At 65.8% G+C, this 22,133-nt stretch carries 26 protein-coding genes; 18 read left to right on the forward strand and 8 right to left on the reverse strand.

Annotated features, from left to right (window positions below):
• Positions 1-169 precede the first annotated feature (169 nt).
• From VI26_RS00650 to VI26_RS00680, 7 genes are all read right to left on the reverse strand, one after another.
• Positions 170-2,260 (reverse strand): flagellar biosynthesis protein FlhA, encoded by a 2,091-nt coding sequence (locus VI26_RS00650; protein ID WP_048407807.1) that lies wholly within the window; start codon positions 2,258-2,260, stop codon positions 170-172.
• The gene (gene flhB / locus VI26_RS00655) at positions 2,257-3,399 is read right to left on the reverse strand and encodes a flagellar type III secretion system protein FlhB (RefSeq protein ID WP_048407808.1); all 1,143 of its coding nucleotides are present in this window, start codon (positions 3,397-3,399) and stop codon (positions 2,257-2,259) included. The genes VI26_RS00650 and flhB overlap by 4 nt, the downstream gene beginning before the upstream one ends.
• Positions 3,392-4,171 (reverse strand): flagellar biosynthetic protein FliR, encoded by a 780-nt coding sequence (fliR, locus tag VI26_RS00660; protein WP_048407809.1) that lies wholly within the window; start codon positions 4,169-4,171, stop codon positions 3,392-3,394. The genes flhB and fliR overlap by 8 nt, the downstream gene beginning before the upstream one ends.
• A 2-nt stretch (positions 4,172-4,173) precedes the next feature.
• Positions 4,174-4,446, reverse strand: coding sequence for a flagellar biosynthesis protein FliQ (gene fliQ, locus VI26_RS00665; RefSeq protein ID WP_048407810.1), 273 nt, complete (start codon positions 4,444-4,446; stop codon positions 4,174-4,176).
• A gap of 257 nt (positions 4,447-4,703) precedes the next feature.
• Entirely contained in the window at positions 4,704-5,468 is a 765-nt protein-coding gene (gene fliP, locus VI26_RS00670; RefSeq protein ID WP_048407811.1) for a flagellar type III secretion system pore protein FliP, read from the reverse strand.
• Positions 5,468-5,824, reverse strand: coding sequence for a flagellar motor switch protein FliN (gene fliN / locus VI26_RS00675; RefSeq protein WP_048407812.1), 357 nt, complete (start codon positions 5,822-5,824; stop codon positions 5,468-5,470). The genes fliP and fliN overlap by 1 nt, the downstream gene beginning before the upstream one ends.
• A 31-nt stretch (positions 5,825-5,855) precedes the next feature.
• Positions 5,856-6,719, reverse strand: coding sequence for a FliM/FliN family flagellar motor switch protein (locus VI26_RS00680; RefSeq protein ID WP_048407813.1), 864 nt, complete (start codon positions 6,717-6,719; stop codon positions 5,856-5,858).
• Positions 6,720-7,196: 477 nt separating this feature from the next.
• Between VI26_RS00680 and VI26_RS00685 the strand changes: the two genes are divergently transcribed.
• The 18 genes from VI26_RS00685 to VI26_RS00770 all read left to right on the forward strand — a co-directional run bounded on the left by VI26_RS00685 (position 7,197) and on the right by VI26_RS00770 (position 21,377).
• Entirely contained in the window at positions 7,197-7,538 is a 342-nt protein-coding gene (locus tag VI26_RS00685; RefSeq protein ID WP_048407814.1) for a flagellar hook-basal body complex protein FliE, read from the forward strand.
• 18 nt (positions 7,539-7,556) lie between these two features.
• A complete protein-coding gene (fliF, locus tag VI26_RS00690) occupies positions 7,557-9,251 on the forward strand; it encodes a flagellar basal-body MS-ring/collar protein FliF (protein ID WP_369799172.1) in 1,695 nt (564 codons plus the stop codon).
• Positions 9,235-10,293: a flagellar motor switch protein FliG gene (locus VI26_RS00695; protein WP_082150806.1), complete on the forward strand. Its 1,059-nt coding sequence runs from the start codon at positions 9,235-9,237 to the stop codon at positions 10,291-10,293. The genes fliF and VI26_RS00695 overlap by 17 nt, the downstream gene beginning before the upstream one ends.
• Entirely contained in the window at positions 10,290-10,997 is a 708-nt protein-coding gene (gene fliH, locus VI26_RS00700) for a flagellar assembly protein FliH (protein WP_048407815.1), read from the forward strand. Before VI26_RS00695 ends, fliH begins: the two co-directional genes overlap by 4 nt.
• A 3-nt stretch (positions 10,998-11,000) precedes the next feature.
• On the forward strand, positions 11,001-12,314 hold the full coding sequence (gene fliI, locus VI26_RS00705) for a flagellar protein export ATPase FliI (protein WP_048407816.1): 1,314 nt from the start codon (positions 11,001-11,003) through the stop codon (positions 12,312-12,314).
• Complete coding sequence (fliJ, locus tag VI26_RS00710) at positions 12,311-12,745, forward strand: flagellar export protein FliJ (protein WP_048407817.1); 435 nt, start codon at positions 12,311-12,313, stop codon at positions 12,743-12,745. The genes fliI and fliJ overlap by 4 nt, the downstream gene beginning before the upstream one ends.
• Before the next feature lie 111 nt (positions 12,746-12,856).
• Complete coding sequence (fliD, locus tag VI26_RS00715) at positions 12,857-14,200, forward strand: flagellar filament capping protein FliD (RefSeq protein WP_048407818.1); 1,344 nt, start codon at positions 12,857-12,859, stop codon at positions 14,198-14,200.
• An 85-nt stretch (positions 14,201-14,285) separates the two neighbouring features.
• Positions 14,286-14,678 (forward strand): flagellar export chaperone FliS, encoded by a 393-nt coding sequence (fliS, locus tag VI26_RS00720; protein WP_048407819.1) that lies wholly within the window; start codon positions 14,286-14,288, stop codon positions 14,676-14,678.
• Complete coding sequence (locus VI26_RS00725; protein ID WP_048407820.1) at positions 14,665-14,952, forward strand: hypothetical protein; 288 nt, start codon at positions 14,665-14,667, stop codon at positions 14,950-14,952. The genes fliS and VI26_RS00725 overlap by 14 nt, the downstream gene beginning before the upstream one ends.
• Positions 14,949-15,944 (forward strand): flagellar hook-length control protein FliK, encoded by a 996-nt coding sequence (locus tag VI26_RS24765; protein ID WP_053074155.1) that lies wholly within the window; start codon positions 14,949-14,951, stop codon positions 15,942-15,944. The genes VI26_RS00725 and VI26_RS24765 overlap by 4 nt, the downstream gene beginning before the upstream one ends.
• Before the next feature lie 17 nt (positions 15,945-15,961).
• Positions 15,962-16,402 (forward strand): flagellar basal body-associated protein FliL, encoded by a 441-nt coding sequence (gene fliL / locus VI26_RS00735; RefSeq protein ID WP_048407821.1) that lies wholly within the window; start codon positions 15,962-15,964, stop codon positions 16,400-16,402.
• Between the two features lie 5 nt (positions 16,403-16,407).
• Positions 16,408-17,100 (forward strand): RNA polymerase sigma factor FliA, encoded by a 693-nt coding sequence (locus VI26_RS00740; protein WP_048407822.1) that lies wholly within the window; start codon positions 16,408-16,410, stop codon positions 17,098-17,100.
• Between the two features lie 17 nt (positions 17,101-17,117).
• Positions 17,118-17,984 carry a flagellar motor stator protein MotA gene (gene motA / locus VI26_RS00745; RefSeq protein WP_048407823.1) on the forward strand — a complete coding sequence of 289 codons (867 nt, stop codon included), beginning with the start codon at positions 17,118-17,120 and terminating at the stop codon, positions 17,982-17,984.
• A gap of 13 nt (positions 17,985-17,997) precedes the next feature.
• Positions 17,998-18,981, forward strand: a complete 984-nt coding sequence (locus VI26_RS00750) for a flagellar motor protein MotB (protein ID WP_048407919.1) — start codon at positions 17,998-18,000, stop codon at positions 18,979-18,981.
• 223 nt (positions 18,982-19,204) lie between these two features.
• On the forward strand, positions 19,205-19,897 hold the full coding sequence (locus VI26_RS00755) for a Crp/Fnr family transcriptional regulator (protein ID WP_048407824.1): 693 nt from the start codon (positions 19,205-19,207) through the stop codon (positions 19,895-19,897).
• A 90-nt stretch (positions 19,898-19,987) separates the two neighbouring features.
• Complete coding sequence (gene flgM, locus VI26_RS00760) at positions 19,988-20,257, forward strand: flagellar biosynthesis anti-sigma factor FlgM (protein WP_048407825.1); 270 nt, start codon at positions 19,988-19,990, stop codon at positions 20,255-20,257.
• A complete protein-coding gene (gene flgN, locus VI26_RS00765; RefSeq protein WP_048407826.1) occupies positions 20,258-20,683 on the forward strand; it encodes a flagellar export chaperone FlgN in 426 nt (141 codons plus the stop codon). It begins immediately after the preceding gene.
• Positions 20,664-21,377 carry a glucosaminidase domain-containing protein gene (locus VI26_RS00770; RefSeq protein WP_048407827.1) on the forward strand — a complete coding sequence of 238 codons (714 nt, stop codon included), beginning with the start codon at positions 20,664-20,666 and terminating at the stop codon, positions 21,375-21,377. The genes flgN and VI26_RS00770 overlap by 20 nt, the downstream gene beginning before the upstream one ends.
• Positions 21,378-21,641: 264 nt before the next feature.
• Here VI26_RS00770 and VI26_RS00775 read toward each other — a convergent pair whose 3' ends face one another.
• Entirely contained in the window at positions 21,642-22,061 is a 420-nt protein-coding gene (locus VI26_RS00775; protein ID WP_048407828.1) for a VOC family protein, read from the reverse strand.
• Positions 22,062-22,133: the final 72 nt, after the last annotated feature.

The raw sequence follows: 22,133 nt of genomic DNA on the forward strand, positions 1-22,133 counted from the left end.
GCGGCCGCGCCGGGACGAAGCGGGCTAAGAACCTGTTCAAAGTCTCGCGAGCAAGAGCGAGACAAGGCGTTGCGGCTGAGAAAGCGCAATGTACCCGTGGTACATGAGCATTTTGAGCTCGTACTCACCGTGAACGCTTCGCGACGCGCAGCAGATCATGAACAGGTTCTTAGCCCAGGGTGCCGGTCAGGCTGACTTCGCGCGTCTCCGGCACCTCGTTGTAGGACAGCACGTGCAGGCCGGGCGCGAACAAGCGCGCGTAGCGCGCCAGCAGCGGGCGGATCTGCGGCATCACCAGCAGGATGGGCGCGTGGCCCAGCTGTTTCATCTGGTCGCGCACCACCGGCATATTCGCCTGCAACTGCTGCAGCACATTGGGGTCGATGGGGAAGCTGTCCAGCTGAGGCTTGCCGGTTTGCTGCGCCTGGCTCAGCGCGCCCAGCAGCAGGTTTTCCAGATCGGCGGACAGATTGAAGGCCTTCATTTCGCCGCGCGGCCCCAGGATGGATTGCACGATCTGGCGTTTCAGCGCGCAGCGCACCTCGGCCGCCAGCATGATGGGGTCCTTGCTGCTCTCGCTGGCGTCCAATAGCGCGTTGGCGATGGGGACGATGTCCTTCAGCGACACATTGTCGGTCAGCAGCTGGCGATAGGCCTTGAGCTGCAGCGGCGCCGGCAGCGCCTGGTTCAGCGCGGAGGCGAGCTTGGGCGCCAGTGCCGACAGCCGTTCGCCCAGCGCGGTCACGTCGTCGTGGCGGAACAGCTCGGCCAGGTGCTCGCGCATCACCTTGTTCAGATGGGTGGCCACCACGCTGGCGCAGTCCACCACCTGGTAACCCAGGCCCAAGGCCTTGCTCTTGTCCTCGGGCTGGATCCAGGTCACCGGCATCGCATAGGCCGGGTCCACGCCGGGCATGCCGTCCACTTCGCCGTACAGCTCCGGCGACGGGATCGCCATCAAGCGGTCGGCGTAGACCTCGCCCTCGGCCACGGTGTTGCCGCTGAGCAGGATGGCGTATTGCGAGGGCTTTAGGCGCAAGTCGTCGCGCAGGCTCACCGTCGGCATCAGCACGCCCAGGCTTTCGCTCAGGCTCTGGCGCACGCCGCGCACGCGCTTGGCCAACGGCGCGCCCTGACTCTTGTCCAGCAGCGACACCAGCTTGTAGCCCAGATTGATGCCCAGGGTGTCGACATAGGGCAGCGCGCCCCATTCCAGTTCGATGTCGGCGTCGCCGGCCAGCGCGCTTTTCGCCAGCGCCGGGTCCGGCTGGTTCGGCAGCGTCTGCTGGCGCTGGTGCAGCCGCCAGGCGACGAAGCCCAGCAGCAGCGCGAAGCCGAGGAAGGTGGGCCAGGGCATGCCGGGGATAGCGGCAAGCACCAGCATCATGCCGGCGGCGCTCATCAGCACGGTGGGGGAGGCCAGCATCTGCTTGCCCACTTGCTCCTGCATATCGCCGTCGTCGCTGATGCGGGTGACGATGATGGCGGCGGCGGCGGACAGCAGCAGGGCCGGAATCTGCGCGACCAGGCCGTCGCCTATGGTCATCAGCGCGTACTGGCGGAAGGCGTCGCCGGCGGACAGGCCGTGCATCAGCGCGCCGATGGCCACGCCGCCGAACAGATTGATGATCAGGATCAGGATGCCGGCGATGGCGTCGCCGCGCACGAATTTGGACGCGCCGTCCATCGCGCCGTAGAAATCGGCTTCGGTGGCGATGTCGCGGCGGCGCTGCTGCGCCTGCTCCTGGTTGATCAGGCCGGCGTTGAGGTCGGCGTCGATGGCCATCTGCTTGCCGGGCAGCGCGTCCAGGGTGAAGCGGGCGGACACTTCCGAGATCCGTTCCGCGCCCTTGGTCACCACCATGAAGTTGATGATCATCAGGATGACGAACACCACCATGCCGACGACGAAGTTGCCGCCTATCACCACCTGGCCGAAGGCCTCGATCACCCGGCCGGCGGCGTGGGTGCCCTCATGGCCGTGCAGCAGCACCACCCGGGTGGACGCCACGTTCAGCGACAGCCGCAGCAGGGTGGTGGCCAGGATGATGGTGGGGAAGGCGGAGAAGTCCAGCGGCCGCTTGGCGGAGACGCTGACCAGGATGACGATGATGGCCAGCACGATGTTGAAGGTGAACAGCATGTCCAGCGCCAGCGGCGGCAAGGGCAGCATCACCATGGCCAGTATGGCCAGCAAAAACAGCGGGGCGGCGATCTTGTGGCGGCCGATGTCGGCCAGCAGTCTAGTGAAAGCGTTCATGATGCGGTTCTGGGATCGGCCATGTCGCGCGGGATCGGCAAATCGTCCGGCAGCCGCGGCTGGCTGCGGCGCGATCCGTTGCGGAAGGCCTTGAGTTGCATGACATAGGTCAGGACTTGCGCCACCGCTCGGTACAGCGGCGCGGGAATTTGCTGGTTGACCTGGGTGGTGTGGTAGACGGCGCGCGCCAGCGGCGGCAGCGGCACGACGTCCACCTGGTGCTCCTGCGCCACCTGGCGGATGTAGAGCGCCATCTCGTCCAGGCCCTTGGCGATGATGAAGGGCGCTTCGGCACGCTCTTCATCGTATTTCAGCGCCACCGCGTAGTGCTCGGGGTTGACGATGACCACGTCGGCGGTGGGCACCGCCTTGCGCACGCCGCGCTGGGCCATCTGCATCTGGATCTGGCGGATGCGCTGCTTGATCTCCGGCCGGCCCTCGGTGCTCTTGTACTCTTCCTTGACCTCCTGCTTGCTCATCTTCTGCTGCTTCATGAACAGTAGGATCTGCAAGGGCAGGTCGATCAGCGCGAACAGCATGAACACCGCGGTCAGGCTCAGCAGCGCGTTGATCAGCAATTCGGCGCTGCCGGCGAGAGCGGTGGCGAAGGGCGCGTCCTGCAAGGCGAAGAAATCCTCCAGCGCGCTCTGGCTCAGCCGGTACAGCACCCAGCCCAGCAGCAAGGCCTTGGCGATGGATTTGCCGATCTCGCTGGCGTGGCGCGCCGAGGCGATGCGGCCGAAGTGGGCCAGCGGGTTGAAGCGCTCCAGCTTGGGCTGCAGATGGTTGAGGCTGAAGATCCAGCCGCCGGGATAGAGGGATACCACGATCACGCACAGCGGAATCACCGCCAGCGGCAGCACCATCTTGACCAGCAGCAGCAAGGTGCCGCCAAACAGCTTGGACCAGCTATTGTCCAGCGCGCCGTTGCCGGCGAGCGGGGCGAAAGCCAGCGCGAACAGCTGGCGGAACTCGTCCAGCCACTGAGGCATCAGCCAGAACGCCAGCTTCAGCGCCAGCAGCAGGCCCAGCGCGGCGGCCAGGTCGCGCGAGCGCGGCACCTGGCCCTGCTTGCGCGCCTGCCGCAGCTTGTGCGGCGTGGCCTTTTCGGTTTTATCGCCGCCGCGCCCCTCAGCCATGGCCGGCCCTCAGCATGCCGCCCAGCAGGCGCAGCATCTGTTCATTCAGGTTCAGGTATTGCTGCGGGATGAAGCGGGCGATCAGGCCCAGCGTGCCCAGGCCGAACAGGGTGATCAGCGGGAAGCCCAGCGAGAACAGGTTCAGCGACGGCGCCACCCGGTTGATCATGCCGATGCCGGCCTGCACCACGAAGGTGGCGAACACCGCCGGCAGCGCCAGCAGCATGGCGGCGGACAAGACCCAGGCCACGCCGCCGGCCAACATGGACAGCGAGGCGGCCGGCACACCGCCGCCCACCGGCCAGGCCTGGAAACTGGCGTAAACCACCTGGATCAGCAGCAAATGGCCGTCCAGCGCGAAGAACACCATGGCGCCCAGCAGGTAGAGCAGGCTGGACACCACATCGGAAGAGTTGCCGTTGCCGGGGTCGTTCATCACCGCCATCGACAGCGCCATCTGCGAGGACACCAGGAAGCCGAGCACGGCCAGCACCGCCAGCACCAGTTGGAAGGCGAGGCCGAAGACGAGGCCTATCACCGCCTGCTCGATGCTGGCGGCGACGCCGGCCAGCGAGAACAGGTCCAGCTTGGGCAGCGGCAGGGTGGCCGGCAGCGTGGCGGCGGACAGCGCCAGCGCCAGGCCGATGCGCACCCGCACCGGCACCATGCCCTCGCCGATGAAGGGCGCGACGCTGAAGGCGGCCATCAGCCGGCAGAACGGCCACCAGAACGCCGGGATCAAGTCCAGCAGCTGGGCGTAGAGGCCGGTCACGGCTAGCCGACCAGGCCGGCGGCGCGCTGGAACATCGCCACGCAGAAGTCCATCAGGAAGCCGGTGATCCAGTGGCCGGCGACGGCGATGGTCAGCAGGGTCACCAGCAGCCGCGGCAGGAAGGACAACGTTTGCTCGTTGATCTGGGTGGCGGCCTGGATCAGGCTGACGATGACGCCGACGATCAGGCTGGGCAGGATCAGCAGCACCACCAGGGTGACGACGACGCGCAGGCTGTCGTTGACGATGTCGACGGCAATGTCGGGAGTGAGCATAAACGCCTGTTAGTTAGTCAAGATGATCAATGAGCCACGGAAGCGTAAAAAACTTTTTTAGCCACGGAAGCACACGGAAGACACGGACAAATTCAGAAAAACACAAAATTCTTTGTCATAGATGTCCGCCGTGGCATAGGGAATAGTGCTTTTCGAAGCGCCGAACATAAGGCGTACACAACACAGGCATGGAGTCATTGATTTTGAATTTTCCGTGTTTTCCGTGTGCTTCCGTGGCAAAAAAATTTGTGCTCAATTCAATACGCCTGTATCGAGGTGACCAGGGTGTTCACCGTCAGCGACCAGCCGTCCACCAGCACGAACAGCAGCAGCTTGAGCGGCAGCGAAATCACCAGCGGCGACAGCATCATCATGCCCATCGCCATCAGCACGCTGGACACCACCAGGTCTATCACCAGGAAGGGAATGAACAGCATGCAGCCGATCTGGAACGCGGTCTTCAATTCCGACAGCACGAAGGCCGCGAGCTTGACCGCGAAGGCGTGGTCCTGCGGATTGCTGATCTTTTCCTCGCCGGACAGCCTGGCGATCTGCGCCAGCGCGGTCTTGCTGGTCTGCGCCAGCATGAAGCGGCTGATCGGCTTCTGCGCGATCTCCAGCGCCTGCTGCATGGTGATCTTGTCTTGATCGAAGGGCTGCAGCGCCTGGTTCCACACCTCCAGGCCCACCGGCCGCATCACCAGCAGGGTCAGGATCAGCGCCACCCCGGTGACGATGCGGTTGGGCAGGCCCTGCTGCAGGCCCAGCGCCTGGCGCAGCAGGGACAGTACGATGACGAAGCGGGTGAAGCTGGTCATCATCAGCACCAGCACGGGCAAGAGCCCGAGCAGGGTCATCAGGATCAGGATCTGGGTCTTGATGGTGAAGTCCACCGGCGTGCCGCCGGCATTGGCCGACAGCAGCTTCAGCGGCTCGGCCTGACAGGCGGCGGCCAGCGCCCAAAGCCCAGTAGCGAGCAGGCTGGGTCGCAGCAGGGGGCGCAGCTTCTTCAAGAGTTCCATCAGGCCAGGCTGTCCAGTTCCAGGTCGTTCAGCTCCACCACCCGCAGGCCGTAGTTCTCGCCGGCCACCACCACCTCGCCGCGGCCGATCACGGTGCCGTTGACCTTGATGTCCAGCGGTTCGCCGGCCAGCTTGTCCAGTTCCACCACCGAGCCGTTCTCGATATTGACCAGATCGGCCAGCGAGATGTCGGCGCCGCCCACTTCCAGCGTCAGCCGCACCGGGATCTTGCGCAGGAACTGGGTCATGTCGCGCGGCTGCCGGCGCGGAGCGGCGGCGTCGTCCGCCGGTTTGCCGTCCAGCGCGTCCAGGCCGTCCAGCACGCCGCCCAGGTCGAAATCGTCGTTCAAGTCCATGCTAAATCCTTCTTGTTCTGTGTTTGTAGAGTCATTCGCTGGCGACGAAACCGGTCAGGCACAGCTTGCCGTGCTGCTCGGCCACATCGGCGTCGAACAGCCGCGAGGCGCCGACCAGCACTTCGCTCCTGGCCTGCAGCGTCACCGGCAGCACGCTGCCTGGGCGCAAGTCCATGATGTCGCCCAAGGCCATTTCGCGGTCCAGCAGCCGCGCTTGCAGCCGCACGCGCAGCCGCTCGCGGAAGGTTTCCGCCGGCGCCGCCTGGGCATCGGCGCTGTCGCGGCGGCCGGACAGGTTTTTCAGCAGCCGCTCGAAGCAAGTGGCGTCCAATTGCAGGCACAGCGCGCCGATGGCGTGCTCGCCGTCGCCGATGTCCAGGCGGATCTCCCAGACCCCGGTGCCGGGCGGCACGAAGGGCAGTTGCGCGCAGTCGGCCGGGCCGGGCGGCAGGCCGCCGGCCTGGCGGTCCAGCCGCAAAATGCATTGCAGCAGGCGCGGCAGCAGCCGTTCCGCCAGGCTGCGCGCCAGACGGCGCTCGGTTTCGGTTTCCGCCGGCACGGCGTCGGCGTCCGCCTGCGCCGCCGGCGCGCCGAAGCGGTAATCCAGCAAGCGCAGCAATAAGGGCCGTTCGATATGGCTGCCCAACTGGCAGCCGTCCAGCGCGTGCCACAGCCAGCGGCGCTCGTCGGCGGCCGGCTGTGCCTGCTGCAGCGCGCGGATGTGGAAATGCGCGTGGTAGCGGCGGTTCAGTTCCTGCTGCAGGAAATCCGCCAGCTCTTCTTGCAGGGCTTTGCCGAACACGGGCAGCAGGTGGAACGGCCGTCCCAGCGTGCGCAGGTCGAGAGCCGGCAGTTGGGCGCCGTCATGCTGCGAAATGATTCTGGCTCTTGGCATCTCGATACTCGGTGATGGGGTGGGCGTGGCGCCGCCGGCTTCAGCGCGCCCGGCCGGCGCGCGCGAGCGACGGCAGGGGCGCGGCGCTTAAACCGCGGCGGCCTGGTGTTCATCAAGGCCGGCCGGCCCTCTGCGGCGTCGAGTGCGAATTGTACTAGGCGGTACTAAATTCGCGGCTCGCGGACGGAGGCAAACGGCAGGCTAAACCTTATGGAGTGTGCATCTTACTGGCTGCCGCCGCTGGGTAAAGGGGGAAAATTCACGTCAGACTTTGTGAAAATTCACGGCGGTTGGTTTAAGCATAAAGTTTAAAATCGCCGCTCGTATCTTGGCGTCAGGATGATGGCATGGTCATGCCGCTCATCTCGGGGCTGCCGCTTCGATACGCTCGTTGCCTCCGGGCCGCGGGCCGCAGACGTGAAACCGGCCATGTTTGGCCACTCAATAATAACGGGCTCCGCCCGACAAGGATTTCCGATGGCGACCAACCTGGGTTTGATGATTCATGCCGATCGCCGGCAGATGCTCGGCGAAATGGCCGGGATGGCGCGCAATGCGCCGATCGCGCCGCCGCAGCACAGCGAGGAGCCGGCTTCCGCCGCCAGCTTCTCCGACGCGATGGGCGCCGCCGTCCGCGACGTCGATGCGCAGAACCGCCTGGCTTCCGAAAAAATGGCCGATGTGGACAGCGGCAAGAGCGACGACCTGGTCGGCGCGATGCTGATGAGCCAGGAAGCCAGTCTGTCGTTCTCCATGCTGATGCAAGTGCGCAATAAGGTGGTGGGCGCGGTGGACGACCTGATCAAGATGCAGCTGTAAGCCGCGAGGACCATGCCCGTGTTGAATCGTTTACGCAGCGGCGTCGCGGCCGTGCAAACCCGTCTGGGCGGCCGCTGGCCGGTTTCCGGACAATCCCTGCGCCTGGCGCTGCCCATCGTCGCGCTGGCCATAGGCGTCACCGTGCTGATCAGCCTGTGGCTGTGGCGCGACGACGCCAGCTACAAGCCGGTGTTCGGCGCCCAGGAAAAAGTGGTGGCCGCCGACATGATGGCGGTGCTGGACGCCGAGAAAATCCCCTATCGCATCCATCCGCAAACCGGCCAGGTGCTGGTGCCGGACAGCCAGCTGGGCCGCGTGCGCATGCAGTTGGCGGCGAAGGGCGTGGTGGCGCAGCTGCCGTCCGGCCTGGAGCTGCTGGACAAGAACGACCCATTGGGCGTCAGCCAGTTCGTGCAGGACGTGCGCTTCCGCCGCGGCCTGGAAGGCGAGCTGGTGCAAAGCATCCTGGCCTTGGACCCGGTGTCCGCCGCGCGGGTGCATCTGTCGCTGCCGCGCGCCACGTCCTTTGTCGGCGCCGCCAACGACAAGGGTTCGGCCTCGGTGGTGGTCACCCTCAAGCCCGGCCAGCAGCTGAACAACGAGCAAGTGGCCGCGGTGATCAAGCTGGTGGCTGGCAGCGTGTCCACGCTGTCGCCGTCCCAGGTCACCCTGGTGGACCAGGCCGGCAATCTGCTGTCCTCGCGCGTCGATCTGAGCGACGACGGCATGCTGGGCGGCAATGAGAGCGACGCCGCGCGCCGCTTCCGCGAGGAAGCGCTGCAAAACGTGCGCGATCTGCTGACCCCGGTGCTGGGCAAGGACAATTTCAAGGTCAGTGTCACCGCCGACGTCGACAACGACCGCGTAGAGGAAACCCGCGAGAAATACGGCGAGGCGCCCAAGGTCACCAACGAGGCCTCGCGCGAGGAAACCTCCACCGAGAAAATGGCGCTGGGCGTGCCCGGTTCCTTGAGCAACCGACCGATCAACACCGACGCTTCCGGCGCGGCCTCGGAAAAGGCCGGCAACAGCAAGAACGCAGTCACTCGCCAATACGCCTACGACCGCAGCGTCACCCAGATCAAGAAAGCGCGCGGCACGCTGCGCCGCCTGAGCGTGGCCGTGGTGCTGAACCAGTCCGCCGCGCCGAGCAAGGGCGGCTGGAAGCCGGCCGAGCTGGCCAATGTCGACAAGGTGCTGCGCAACGGCCTGGGCATCCACGCCGAACGCGGCGACACCCTGGCGGTGTCCACGCTCAACTTCTCCGCGCTGTCCGAGCCGGAGCCGATCTGGATGCAGCAAGACACCTGGTTCGAAGCCGCGCGCTGGACCGTCTACGCCTTCGGCCTGCTGCTGGCCTACCTGCTGCTGGCGCGCCCGCTGCTGAAGATGCTGCGCCAGCTCACCGACCGCCAGCTGCGCGAATACCAGCAGCCGGAAGCGCTGGAACTCAAGCCCGATCCGCTGATGGACGGCGCCGATCTGCGCGCCGCGCGCCAGGCGCAGCTGTCCGCCGCGCCGCAGCCGGCGGCGCTGGCCGCCGCGGCCGGCGCCAGCCCGGTGGTGCCGCTGCTGGAAAACTACGATCTGCCGCCGGCCGGCTCCAGCGTCGACGTTCTGGTCGACCACCTGAAGGGCCTGGCCGCCAAAGAGCCGGAACGCGTCGCCGAAGTCGTCAAACAATGGGTGCAGAAGAATGGACGAAACCAATAACGCGCTAGCGCCGGCGATGACGCCGGCCGCCGCCGCCGCCGCGCCCGCCGCCGAGGCGATGAACACGATAGAACAGGCCGCCGTGCTCTTGCTGTGCATGGGCGAGGAGCCGGCCGCCGCCGTGCTGCGCTGCCTGAGTCGCGAGGAACTGCTGCAAGTGACCCAGGCGATGTCCGGCATGAGCGGCATCAAGGTGGACGCGGTCAAGACCACGATACAGAAATTCTTCGACGAATACCGCGAGCAGAGCGGGGTGCACGGCGCCAGCCGCGCCTTCCTCAAGCGCTCGCTGGACCTGGCGCTGGGCAGCGACATCGCCAATAGCGTGCTGGACACCATTTACGGTGACGCCATCCGTCCCAAGATGGCGCGGCTGCAATGGGTGTCGCCGCAATGGCTGGCGGACCGCATCGCCGGCGAGCACGTGCGCATGCAGGCGGTGTTCCTCGCCTTCCTGCCGCCGGCGCTGGCCGGCCAGGTGGTGGACGCGCTGCCGGCGGACAGCCGCGACAGCGTGCTGGTCAATGTGGCCCGGCTCAAGGACGTGGACCGCGAGCTGCTGGAAGAACTGGAAGAGCTGGTCAACCGCTGCCTGGAAAGCCTGCACACCCAGAGCACCGCGGTGGAAGGCATGCAGCAGACCGCCGACATCATCAACCGGCTGCCGGGCGACCGCCAGCGCATGATGGAGCTGCTGCGCGCCCACGACCCGGACATCGTCGAAGAAATCGAAACCCGCATGTACGACTTCTTCATCCTGTCGCGCCAGACCGAAGCGGTGCTGATGCGCATCAGCGAAGACATCGCGCTGGAACAATGGGCGATCGCGCTCAAGGGCGCCGAGCCGGCGGTGCGAGAAGCCATCGTCCAGACCATGCCGCGCCGTCAGGCGCAGAACTTCGACGCGATGATGCGCCGCTCCGGACCGGTGCCGCTCAGCCGCGTGGAAGAAGTGCGCGCCGACATCATGGCCCAGGTCAAACAGCTGGCCCAGGCCGGCGAAATCGATCTGCAGCTATTCCCCGAGGAAGTGGTCGAGTGAAGGCCTGGCGCCCCTTCCGCTTTCCGCCGCTGATCCACAGCGCGCTGGAACAGCCGCTGGACGGCCAGGACGCCGCCCAGATCCAGGCTTCCGCCGCCGACGGCTTCCGCCAGGGCATGGATGCCGGTTACAACGAGGGCCTGGCCAGCGGCGAAGCCGCCGGCCGCGACGCCGGTTATGCCGCGGGCCTGGAGCAGGGCCGCCAGGAAGGGCTGGCGGCGGCGCGCCGCGACGCCCAGGCCGGCCTGGCCGACCTCGGCCGCCCGCTGGAAGCGGCGCTGGCCGAGCTGCGCCGCGTCAGCGAGGAATACCAGGCGGCGATGCGCGACGAAGTGGTGGAGCTGGTGGCCAAGGTGGCGCGCCAGGTGATCCGCTGCGAACTGGCGCTCAAGCCGGTGCAGATCCTGGACCTGGTGGACGAAACCCTGGCCGCCTTGCCGCCAGTCCAATACCAGCAGGACGAAGTGGAAATCCTGCTCAACGCCGAGGAATGCCAGCGTATTCGAGAGCTGGCGCCGGAGCGCGCCGCGCGCTGGCGCCTGGTGGCGGACCCGCAGCTGCCGCACGGCGAATGCCGGATCCGCACACCGGAATCCGAGGCCGACGCCGGCTGTCAGCAGCGGCTGGAGGCCTGCATCGCCACGGTGCGCGAACAATTGCAAAGTGACGCCGCCACGCCGGCGGCGGAACAGGCGGAGGCTTAAGCCATGCTGCGTCAGGCGCTGGGACGACTGGAACTGCCCGAGGTGCCGGTGGCCACCGTCAGCGGCCGCCTGGTGGGCGCATCCGGCCTGCTGCTGGAAAGCGTCGGCTGTCCGCTGGAAACCGGCCAGCGCTGCGTGATCGAAACCACCGGCGGCGGCTGGCTGCAAGCCCAGGTGGTGGGTTTCAAGCGCGAAGTCTCCTACCTGATGCCGTTCAAGAAGCCGGTGGGCTTGAGCACCGGCGCGCGGGTGCTGCCCGCCGCGGACAGCGGCGGCCTGATGATAGGGCCGTCCTGGCTCGGCCGCATCGTCAACGGCCTGGGCGAGCCGCTGGACGGGCTGGGCCGCCTCGGCGGCGAACAGCCGCTGGCCGCGCATCCGCCGCAAGTCAATCCGCTGAAAAAACAGCCGGTGTCCGCGCCGCTGGACGTGGGCGTGCGCGCGATCAACAGCCTGCTCACCATAGGCCGCGGCCAGCGCGTCGGCCTGTTCGCCGGTTCCGGCGTCGGCAAGAGCGTGTTGCTGGGCATGATTACCCGCCATACCGAGGCCGATGTGGTGGTGGTGGGCCTGATCGGCGAGCGCGGCCGCGAAGTGCGCGAATTCGTCGAACACTCGCTGGGCGCCGAGGGCCTGGCCAAGGCGGTGCTGGTGGTGGCGCCGGCGGACGAATCGCCGCTGATGCGCTTGAAAGCCACTGAACTGACCCACACCATCGCCGCCCATTTCCGCGATCAGGGCCGCAATGTGCTGCTGCTGGTGGATTCGCTGACCCGTTACGCGATGGCGCAGCGCGAAGTGGCGCTGGCGCTGGGCGAGCCGCCGGCCACCCGCGGCTATCCGCCGTCGGTGTTCGGCCTGTTGCCCTCGCTGGCGGAGAGCGCCGGCAATGGCGAGGGCGGCGCCGGCAGCATGAGCGCCATTTACACGGTGCTGGCCGAGGGCGATGACCAGCAAGACCCGGTGGTGGACACCGCGCGCGCCATCCTGGACGGCCACATCGTGCTGTCGCGGGAACTGGCCGAGCGCGGTCATTATCCGGCGATAGACATCGGACGCTCGGTCAGCCGCTGCATGAGCCAGCTGACCGCGGCGGAGCACGCCGAGGCGGCGCGCGGCGCGCGCGGCGCCTGGTCCCGTTATCAGGAAGTGCGCAGCCTGATCCCGCTGGGCGGCTATGTGGCCGGCGCCGACGCCGACACCGACCGCGCGGTGCGGCTGATGCCCAGGCTGGAAGCCTTTTTGCGCCAGGGCGCGGTCGAGGCCGCGAGCTATGAAGACAGCCGCAACGGTTTGATGGAGATGCTAGCGACATGAGCCAGCCCGAAGACGTGCGCCGCCTGGGCCTGATGGTCCAATTGCGGCAACAGGACGTGGACCGCCTGCAAAGCGAGGTGGAGCACAAGCGCCAGCTGCAGGAGCGCTACCGCCGCAACATCCTGCGCATGGGCGAGCTGTGCGGCCAGAGCGGCGCCAGCGCCGACGCCGGCCACCCGGCGCTGGCGCGCAACTGCGCCGACTACAAGGGCGCGCTGCTGGGCCTGATGGCCTCGCAGCAGCAGGATCTGCAACTGGCCGAGGCCGACGCCGCGGTCAGCCAGCGCGCGCTGCTGCAAGCCAGCCTGCGCCGCGAAGTGATGGTCCAGGTGCGCGACCAGGCGGCGGAAAGCCTGCTGCGTCTGCGGCTGAAGAAAGAACAGAAACAAACCGACGAATTGGCCGGGCAAGCCTGGCTGCGCGGAGCGTGATTATTCACGAGGGCTCAAGAAAGGCCCGGCGGCGGTCGCCCTGAACAGTAACTACTGTCCATCTTCCCGCCCGGCCGCCGCTCCGGCCCGCGCACAGCGAAAGGATTTCAAATGGCTATCGATTTCAGCAAGACTCCGCCCTCGGCGCTGGCCCAGAACGCCGCCAGCCTGTATCTGCAAGACGCCCAGAACCAGCTGGACACCCAGAGCAAGGCGGCGCAGGCGCGCGGCGACGCGTTGAGCAAGCTGCAAAAAGCCTTGCAAGACTATCGCAGCGCCTTGTCCGGCATCACCACCAAGAAAAGCCTGGTGGCGATGAACGCCAGCATCAGCCAGGAAGGCTTCGCCAGCGTCAGCGCCAAGGGCAATGCCCAGCCCGGCAACTACTCGCTGTTCATCGAACAAGTGGCCACCGCGCACCAGCTGTCCTTCGGCAGCCTGTCCGGCGCCAAGGCCCAGGCCGGCGACAAGATCACCATCCGCCAGGGCAGCGACAGTTTCGAAGTGGACCTCAACGGCGCCGACCGCGACGGCGACGGCAATCTGTCGCCGTCGGAACTGGCGCTGGCGATCAACCGCGCCAGCGGCAACAGCGGCAAGGTCAACGCCATGGTGCTGAACAACGGCGGCACCAGCCAGCTGGTGATGTCCTCCGGCAAGACCGGCGAGAGCGGCGCCATCTCGCTGGACCTGAGCCAGGTCAGCGACGCCGGCCTCAAAAGCGGCCTCGCCAGCCCCAAGGAACTGACCAAGGGCCAGGACGCCATCGTCTGGCTGGGCAATAAGGACACCGGCGTGCAGATGAAGCAGGCGTCCAACACCTTTGAAAGCATAGACGGCGTCAACCTCACCATCAGCAAGGCGATGAAGACCGGCGACACTCCGCTGCAGCTCAATGTCGCGCGCAACGAGGCCGACACCGTCAGCAATGTGCAAGGCTTTGTCGACAGCTACAACAAGCTGGCCAGCGCGATCACCGATCTGTCCGCGCCGGGCAAGGAAGGCAAGGCCGGCGGCCCCTTCGCCAGCGACTCCGGCATCCGCAGCCTGAAAGACGGCATCAACAGCCTGCTGCGCCAGTCATACGACGGCATCACCCTGAACCAGCTGGGCATCAAGGCCAACCGCGACGGCAGCTTGAGCCTGGACAGCAAGAAGCTGAACGAAACGCTGAAGGACAAGCCGGACGCGCTGGATCGTTTCGTCAACGGCGACAACAAGAACGGCGTGGTCAAGCAAAGCAGCGACTACCTGGACAAATGGCTGAACGGCAGCAGCGGTCTGCTCAAGCTGCGCAAGGATTCCGAGGCGCGCATCCAGAAAGACCTGGACAGCCGCCAGGTGCGGCTGAAGGCCCAGTACGACCAGAGCTACAAGCGCTATCTGACGCAATTCACCCAGTTGCAGAAGATGCAGGAAGACATGCAGAAAACCATGGGCATGCTGTCCTTCTGATTCCGTCGCCGGATTTGCTTGGCCGCACAAAATTCGGCGGGAGGGACGACCTCCCGCCTATTGATTAGAACAGGAGCACGACAACGTGGAATACGACGCCTACCGCAGCTATCACGCGGTCAATCTGGAAGCGCAGACCCACGCCGCCTCGCCGGTGCAATTGGTGCTGGTGCTGTTCGACGGCCTGCTGGAAGAAATGGCGCGCGCGCGCGGCCATCTGGAAAACCAGCGCTATGAGCAAAAGGGCGAGAGCATCAGCAAGTGCATCAACATCCTCAACGGCCTGTCCAGCGCGCTGGACTTCGATTCCGGCGGTGAGGTGGTTACTAATTTGGCGCGGCTTTACGACTACTGCGCCTACCGGCTCTACCACGCCAGCGTCAATCTCGACGTGGCGGCGCTGGACGAGGCCGAACAACTGCTGATCAAGCTCAAGGGCGGCTGGATAGGCGTGCGGGACCAGCATGAAGCCGCCTGAGCCGGCAGCGCTGGAAGCCGCCATCCGCCGCGCCTGCGCCGAGCGCGACTGGGAACGCCTGGCCGCGCTGGACCAATTGCTGGCCGAGCTATTGCGCACCCAGCCCCAGTCCTTTGACGCCGCCGCGCGCGCCGCCCTGCGCGCCGCCTACCGCGACGCGCTGGAAGTCTGCCGCGCAGACTCCGCGGAACTACAAGAAAAAATCGCCGCGCTGAGTCATCAGCGCGACGCGCAAATCGCTTACGCCGAAGTCAGCGACTGGAATCAAGCATGAATGTATCTTTGCCTCTCAATCTTCTCGCCGGCGGCGCTCCCGCGCCGGCCGACGCCGCGCCGGCGGACCCGTTGCTGGACCTGAACGCGGCGCAGCCATCCGGCGGCGATTTCGCCAGCGCCTTGCTGGCCAGCCTGACGGATGGGCAGGATGCCGCGCCGGCGACGGACGGCGATAGCGACCTCCCCGCGGGCGACGAGGCCAAGGCCGGAACGCCGGCGCCGCAGCCTGGCGCGCTGGCCGCGCAGCCGCTGCCGCTGATGCCGGCAATGCCGCAGCCGGTGGCCTTGGCGCCGCAGGCCGCCGCGTCGGCCCAGCCCGGCGTGGAAGCGGCCGCGCGCGCCATCACGGCCGCGCCGCGGCAGAACGTCGAGGCGGAACTGCCGGCGGACGCCTTGTCCGCCGCGCTCAACACCCTGACACCGCTGCCGGCCAAGCCGACCGCGGCCGGCGAGGCCCAGGCCGGCCGCGAGCCGCCGACTCCCGCGCTGCCCGCAGCGCCGGCGCTGGCCGCCATCGCGCCGCAGCAAACGGACAAGGCCGGCGCGCCGCTGCCGGAATGGGCGCCGATCAAACTGCCGGTGCAGCAGCCGGCCAGCTGGGGCGACAAGCTCAGCGCCGCGCTGGGCGAACGCCTGCAAGTGCAAAGCAGCCACGGCATGGACCGCGCGCTGATCCGTCTGGACCCGCCGTCGCTGGGCTCGCTGGAAATCTCCATTCGCCACGAAGCCGGCGCGCTGCAAGTGCAACTGACCGCCTCGCATGGCGAAGTGGTGCGCCAGTTGCAGGCCATAGGCGATTCGCTGCGCCAGGACCTGTCCAACCGCCAATACACCCAGGTGGCGGTGGAAGTGCGCGAAGGCGCGCCGGGACAGGGCGGCCAGCAGCGTCAGGAGCGCCAGGGGCAACAGCAGCCGCAACGCGCGCCCGGGCGCGCGCTGGCGGAAGCGGGGCAGGGTGATGGACAAGGCTTCTGGCTGGGCCAGGGCTGAGCGGCGAAAGCACGAGAATGAACCGAAACATCGTAGTGATTTTGATTGTGGCCATCGTGGTGGCGCTGGCCGCCGGCGGCGGCGCCTGGTGGTGGCTGAGTTCGCATGCGCCGCAGGCGGAAGCGGCGCCCAAGCCGGTAGCGCCGGACTCGCGCTTCGTCAGCATGGACAAGGTGATCGTGATGTTGCGCGGCGGGGAATCCGCCACCCGCTTCATGGCGGTGGACCTGGTGTTCCGCAGCAGCGAAAAGCAGGAAGCCGAAGTCAAGGCCCAACTGCCCTTCCTGAAGAGCATCGCCGTGCGCGCGCTGTCGGAACTGCCGGCGGACAAGGCGCTGGCGATGAGCATAGACGATTACCAGCGGCTGCTGGCCAAGGCCTATGCCGGCGGCTTCCTGCGCGAGCGCCGCGACGCGCCGTTCAGCGAAGTGATGGTCAGCAAATTGATCATAGAGTAAGCCTCATGTACGCCAGTTACGCCGAGGCCCCGGCCAGCGCCGGCGGCGAGGCCGAGGCGCTGCGCCAGTATGCCCACCTGGTCAAGCGGGTGGCGCGCCAGCTGTCGTCCCAGGCCGGCGGCGTGTTCGACCGCGAAGACATGGAGCAGGTAGGGCTGATGGCCTTGCTGGAAAGCCTGCGCCGCTACGGCGAGCCGGACGACAAGTTCGCCGGATTCGCCATTTTGCGCATCCGCGGCGCCATCCTCGACGAATTGCGCCGGCTGGACTGGCGGCCGCGCTCGGTGCGCCAGGAGGCGCACCGCGTGCGCGACGGCCTGCGCCTGCTCAGCCGCAAGCTGGGGCGCGAGCCCAGCGAAGCCGAGGCGATGCAGTTGCTCGGCCTCAGCGCCGAGGCCTACCAGGAAGCGCTGCTGGCCGACAACGCCGAGGCGCTGGCCAGCTTCGACGAATTGATGGCCGCCGGCATGGAGCCGGCGAGCGAGGACAATCCCGAGCAGCGGCTGGCGCTGAAGAGCGCGCTGACGGTGGCGCTGCAAGCGCTTAACCCGCGCGAGCAGCAAGTGATCCAGCTGTATTACGAATTTGAACTGAGCCTCAAGGAGATCGCGGCGGTGCTGGCACTGACCGAAGCGCGCGTCTGCCAGATCAACAAGAGCGCCCTGAAAAAAATGCAGGCCTGCCTACAAGCGGCCTGAGTCCGAGGAAAGAAAACATGCAGCAATTATTCGGCATTCTGATCGTGCTGGTTTGTGTCTTTGGCGGCTTCATGCTGCATGGCGGCATCCTGTCGGTGATCTGGCAGCCGGTGGAGCTGCTGATCATCTGCGGCGCCGCCGTCGGCGCCATCGTGCTGGGCAATCCCCAGCACGTGCTCACGGAAATGGGCGGCCAGATCAAGCGCGTTGGCATGCGCAAGAAATACGACGCGGAGTTCCAGCGCCAGCTGCTGTTGCTGATGTACGAACTCCTGATCACCGCCAGCCAGGGCCTGAAGGCCTTGGACGAACACGTGGAAGCGCCGCGCCAGAGCGCGCTGTTCAACCGCTACCCGCTGGTGCTGGAAGAACCCAAGCTGCTGGCCTTCATCGTCGACAACTTCCGTTTGATGGCGATGGGCAAGATCAGCGCCCATGAACTGGAGGGCGTGCTGGACCAGGAACTGGACGCCATCCACGAAGAACTGAACCAGCCGTCCAAATCGCTGCACAAGATCGCCGAGGCGATGCCGGGCTTCGGCATCCTGGCCGCGGTGCTGGGCATCGTGATGGCGATGAACAGCGTCAGCCAGGGCGCCACCGCCGGCGAGATCAGCGAGAAAGTGGCCGCCGCCATGGTGGGTACCTTCATCGGTATTTTCTTCTGCTACGGCGTGCTGGACCCGCTGTCCAATATGATGCACCAGCTGGTCAAGCAGGAGCTGTCCAACTACGAATCGGTGAAAGTGGTGCTGACCACCCACGTATCCGGCAAGCCGCCGCTGCTGGCCATCGACGCCGGGCGCCGCCTGGTGCAACTGAACACCAAACCCAGCTTCTCGCAGCTGGAAACCTGGATCAACACGCTGGAAGGCGTGAACTAAGCGGATGGCGGGCATGGCGAACAAGAATAATCGCGAGCATGAAGCCGCGGTGATCAAGAAGGTGTCGCGCCGCCAGGATTCCGAAGGACACGGCGGCGCCTGGAAAGTGGCGTTCGCCGACTTCGTGCTGGCGCTGATGTGCTTGTTCCTGGTGCTGTGGGTGCTGGCCGCCCGCGACCAGGAAAACCTGCAGCAATTGCTGACCGCCGGCGGCGGCAGCCCCTTGAAGGCCGGCGGCACGCGCAGCATAGAGCATAGCGGCACGCCGCCGGGCAGCCTGATTCCGCGCGATCCGATTCCGGGCCAGCCCACCACCACTACCAAGGCCGACTCCTTGCTGCAAGACAGCAACAAGGTGGCCAAGCAGGCGGCCGATGGCAAGGCGCCGCGCAACCTGGACAGCGTGGCGGACCTGGAAAAGCTGGCCGGCATGCTGGCCAAGATGAGCCGCGACGCCGGCCTGGCCAGCAATCTGCAAACCGTGATCACGCCCTACGGTTTGCGGGTGATGCTGCACGATACCGACAATCAAGGCATGTTCGAGCGCGGCAGCGCCATCGTCGATCCGCGCTTCAAGCGCTTGCTGCACGATATGGGCGATATGTTCGGCCACATCGACAATCAATTGCTGATTGTCGGACACACGGACGCCGCGCAATACCGCACCGCCGGCTTCGGTTCGTTTTCGAACTGGGGCTTGTCCAGCAATCGCGCGATGGCGGCGCGGCTGCATCTGCTGGAAGGCGGCATGAACGCGGCCGGCATCCTGCAAGTGGTGGGCATGGCCGACCGCGCGCCACTGGACGCCGCGCATCCGCTGGCCGCTTATAACCGCCGCATCGAGCTGTTGGTGCTGACCAGCAAGCAGGCGCAGGCGGTGGTGGCGATGTTCGGCACGCCCGGACAGAGCGGGAATCGCGAGACCACTGTTGTAAGTTCGCCACTACAGCAATCCGATCTGAATAGCGCGCTGAAAGATGGCCTAACTCCCCGCTGAACTTTTATTTTTTTGGGTTCAAAACAAAAGCCTGATTCGTTTCAGGCTTTTTTTATGTGTGTTTTTTCACACTTTTGTTAACCGCTAATATTATAATCCGCACCTGATTAATAAAAATTCGAGCGAAAGACTCGGATGATGTTGACAAAAAAAGACGCCAAAAGGCGGCAAACATCTGCGGGAAAGTCGATTCAATCGCAAGACTATCGGGGACGACGTGGTCATGAATGAAAACCACAATATCAAAGCCTTGTTAAAGGGCACTCATCTGTTCGGGCACCTGGACAACGACAAACTGGACAAAGCGCTGGAACTGGCCGACAGCCGCCGCCTGAGCAAGGGCGAAACGCTGTACAGCGAGGGCGACAACGCCAGCGAGGTCTATCTGCTGGCCAGCGGCAGCATGCAAACCTTTGTTTCGGATGGCCTCAGCAAGAAATACATTCTGCAAATCTGCACGCCGGGAGAGCTGATCGGCATGGTCGGCTTCATCGACAGCGGCGAACGCAGCTCCAACTGCGCGGCGGACGAAGACAGCCACCTGCTGGCCTTCAGCCGCGAGCGCCTGATGCGCCTGTTCGATACCGAGGACGGCCTGCCGCACAGCCCGGAAGCGCGCACCCGCATCATGTGCCACTTGGTGCAAGTGGTGCGCCGCATGTCCACCAAGGCCAAGAACCTGGCGCTGATGGACGTGTACGGTCGCGTGCGCATCCTGATCAACCAGATGCTGGAAGACCAGGACGGTGACGAAATGGTGCTGAAAAAGCAACTGACCCAGCAGGAAATCGCCGACCAGATCGGCTCTTCCCGCGAGATGGTGGCGCGCATCCTGAAGGAACTGGTATTCGGCCGCTATATCCGTCTGGAAAACCGCCGCATCGTCGTTCTGAAAATGTTACCGGTAAATTTTTAAGTTTTTTTTCAGACTGTCGCCTTGAAAGGTTGAGAGCGGGCCGCGTGCCCGCTCGCAGCGCACAGCCAACACAAGACGGATTCCCAAACTATGCAAATCAACTCGACCTCGTCGCAACGCCGCGAACTGGCCGTTGGCGGCCAAGGCGCCGCGGTGGAAACCCCGACGCGCGCGCCCGCCGCCGCGGCAACGCCCGCCGCGAGCCAGGACATGGCGCCAGCGGTGGCGGAATTGCGCGCGCTGCCGGACATCGATCTCAAGCGGGTGGAAGAAGTGCGCGCCGCCCTGGCGCGCGGCGAAGTGCGTTTCGACGCCGCGCGGCTGGCCGACTTGGTGGAGCAATATCACCGGAGCCGCTGAATGAACCGCGAGCAAGCCTTCAAACAACTGCTGGCCACCGTGCAGCAGGATCTGCAAGGCTACCGCCAGCTGGAGCAATTGCTGGAACAGCAATTCTCCGCCGCGCTGGCGCACCAGACTGAAACCCTGAAGCAATTGGGCGATGATATCGTCGGCCAGTGCGACACGCTGCAAGCCAGCCGCGACCAGCGCCTGCAACTGGCTGGCCGTTTGCTGGGCGACGGCCGCGCCGCCTCCATGGACGCGGTGCTCAAACTGCTGCCGGTCGCCGTCGAGCCGGCCTGCCGCCAGCGCTGGGACGCGCTGGTGGCGCAAATCCGCCAGTGCCAGACCCTGAACCTGCGCAACGGCCAGCTGCTGCAACAGCAGCAGGAACTGATGAACCGCGTGCTGAATGGAGACAGCGATGTTTACTGTGCGCAATGAGGCGCGCGCCGGCGCGGACTTCGACATCGACGCGATCGCGCTGCCGGCGATGGGCCAGGGGCAGGGCGGCGAACGTTTCGCCGATCAATGGAGCGGCCAGCTGCAAAGCGAGGTGCGCGACTTCATCGAGAACGGCTCGGACAACTGGGCCAGCTTGTCGCCGGAAGGCGCTTGGGCGCGCCAGCGCGTCAACGATGCAACGTTGGGAGGCAGCATGCCCTACGGCGCCGATCAGCAGGCCTTCCTCGACAGCATCGCCCCTTATGCCCAGCAGGCCGCGGCCAAGCTGGGCGTGGCGCCGGAGCTGGTGGCCGCGCACGCGGCGCTGGAGTCCGGCTGGGGCCAGCATCCGCTGACCCGCGCCGATGGCGGCAGCAACCACAATCTGTTCGGCATCAAGGCCGGCAAGGGCTGGCAGGGTGAAGTCAGCCGCGCGCTGACCACCGAGCACCTGGACGGCCGCGATGTGAAGCGCACCGAGAGCTTCCGCGCCTATTCCGGCCTGCAGGATGCCTTCGCCGACTACGCGCAACTGCTGGCCGGCAATCCGCGCTACCGCGGCGCGCTGGGCGCGGGCAGCAATGCCCAGGCCTTCGCCCAAGGGCTGGCCCAGGGTGGCTACGCCACCGATCCCGGCTATGCCGACAAGCTGCAAAAGGTGGCGGCGGGGATATTGGCCCGCAAGAAACCCTAGAGCAGCTTGCTCCAAGCAAGAGCCCCTGGACGCTTATCGTCGCAGGGGCTTTTTTGCGCGCAGGGAGCTGGCCGGAAGCGGGCAAGTTGTCATTGATGATATTTAATACCACTTTAATGCCATTTAATTTCGGTATTTACTCCAAACGATTGTTTGAATAACGCTGGAGACATCGCTTGAATCAAGGCGTCGCGCAATTAGCCAATTCAGCGAGTCGGCAATGTCTAGAGTATTTATGTTCAAATTAAAAAGTCATTACTCGTATTATTTTGACGGCTCGCCGCTTGGCGCGCCCTTGAGCTCTATCACATTGCCTTCCGGGTCTTGCAGATAGAGGGATGGGCCGTCGCCCTCGGCGCCGTAGCGCTGCTCGGTGACGCCGGCGGCGACACCGTGGCGCGCCAGGTGGGCGCGGATCGCCGCCTCGTCGAAGGGCTCCACCCGGAAGCAGAAGTGATCCAGGTTGCGCCCCTCGGTGCCCGGCGCGCGGCCGCCGGCGCGGCCCAGCGGGCCGTCCACCGGCACCAGGTCCAGCAGGCTGCGGCCGGCGCGCAGTTGCAGCAGACCCAGGTCCTCGCGTCGGCGCTCCACCGGACAGCCCAGCACCTCGCGGTAGAAACGCTCCATGGCCGGCAAGTCCGCTACCCGCAGCACGATGTGGTCCAGTTCTCGAATCGCAATCATGGTTTCTCCTTGGCGCCATCGGAACCGCCGCGTCCCGCGCCGTGTTGGCATGCTAGGGCGGGAATGGCGCGA

Source organism: Chromobacterium sp. LK1 (assembly GCF_001043555.1).
In the GTDB taxonomy this organism is placed as follows: Bacteria; Pseudomonadota; Gammaproteobacteria; order Burkholderiales; family Chromobacteriaceae; genus Chromobacterium; species Chromobacterium aquaticum.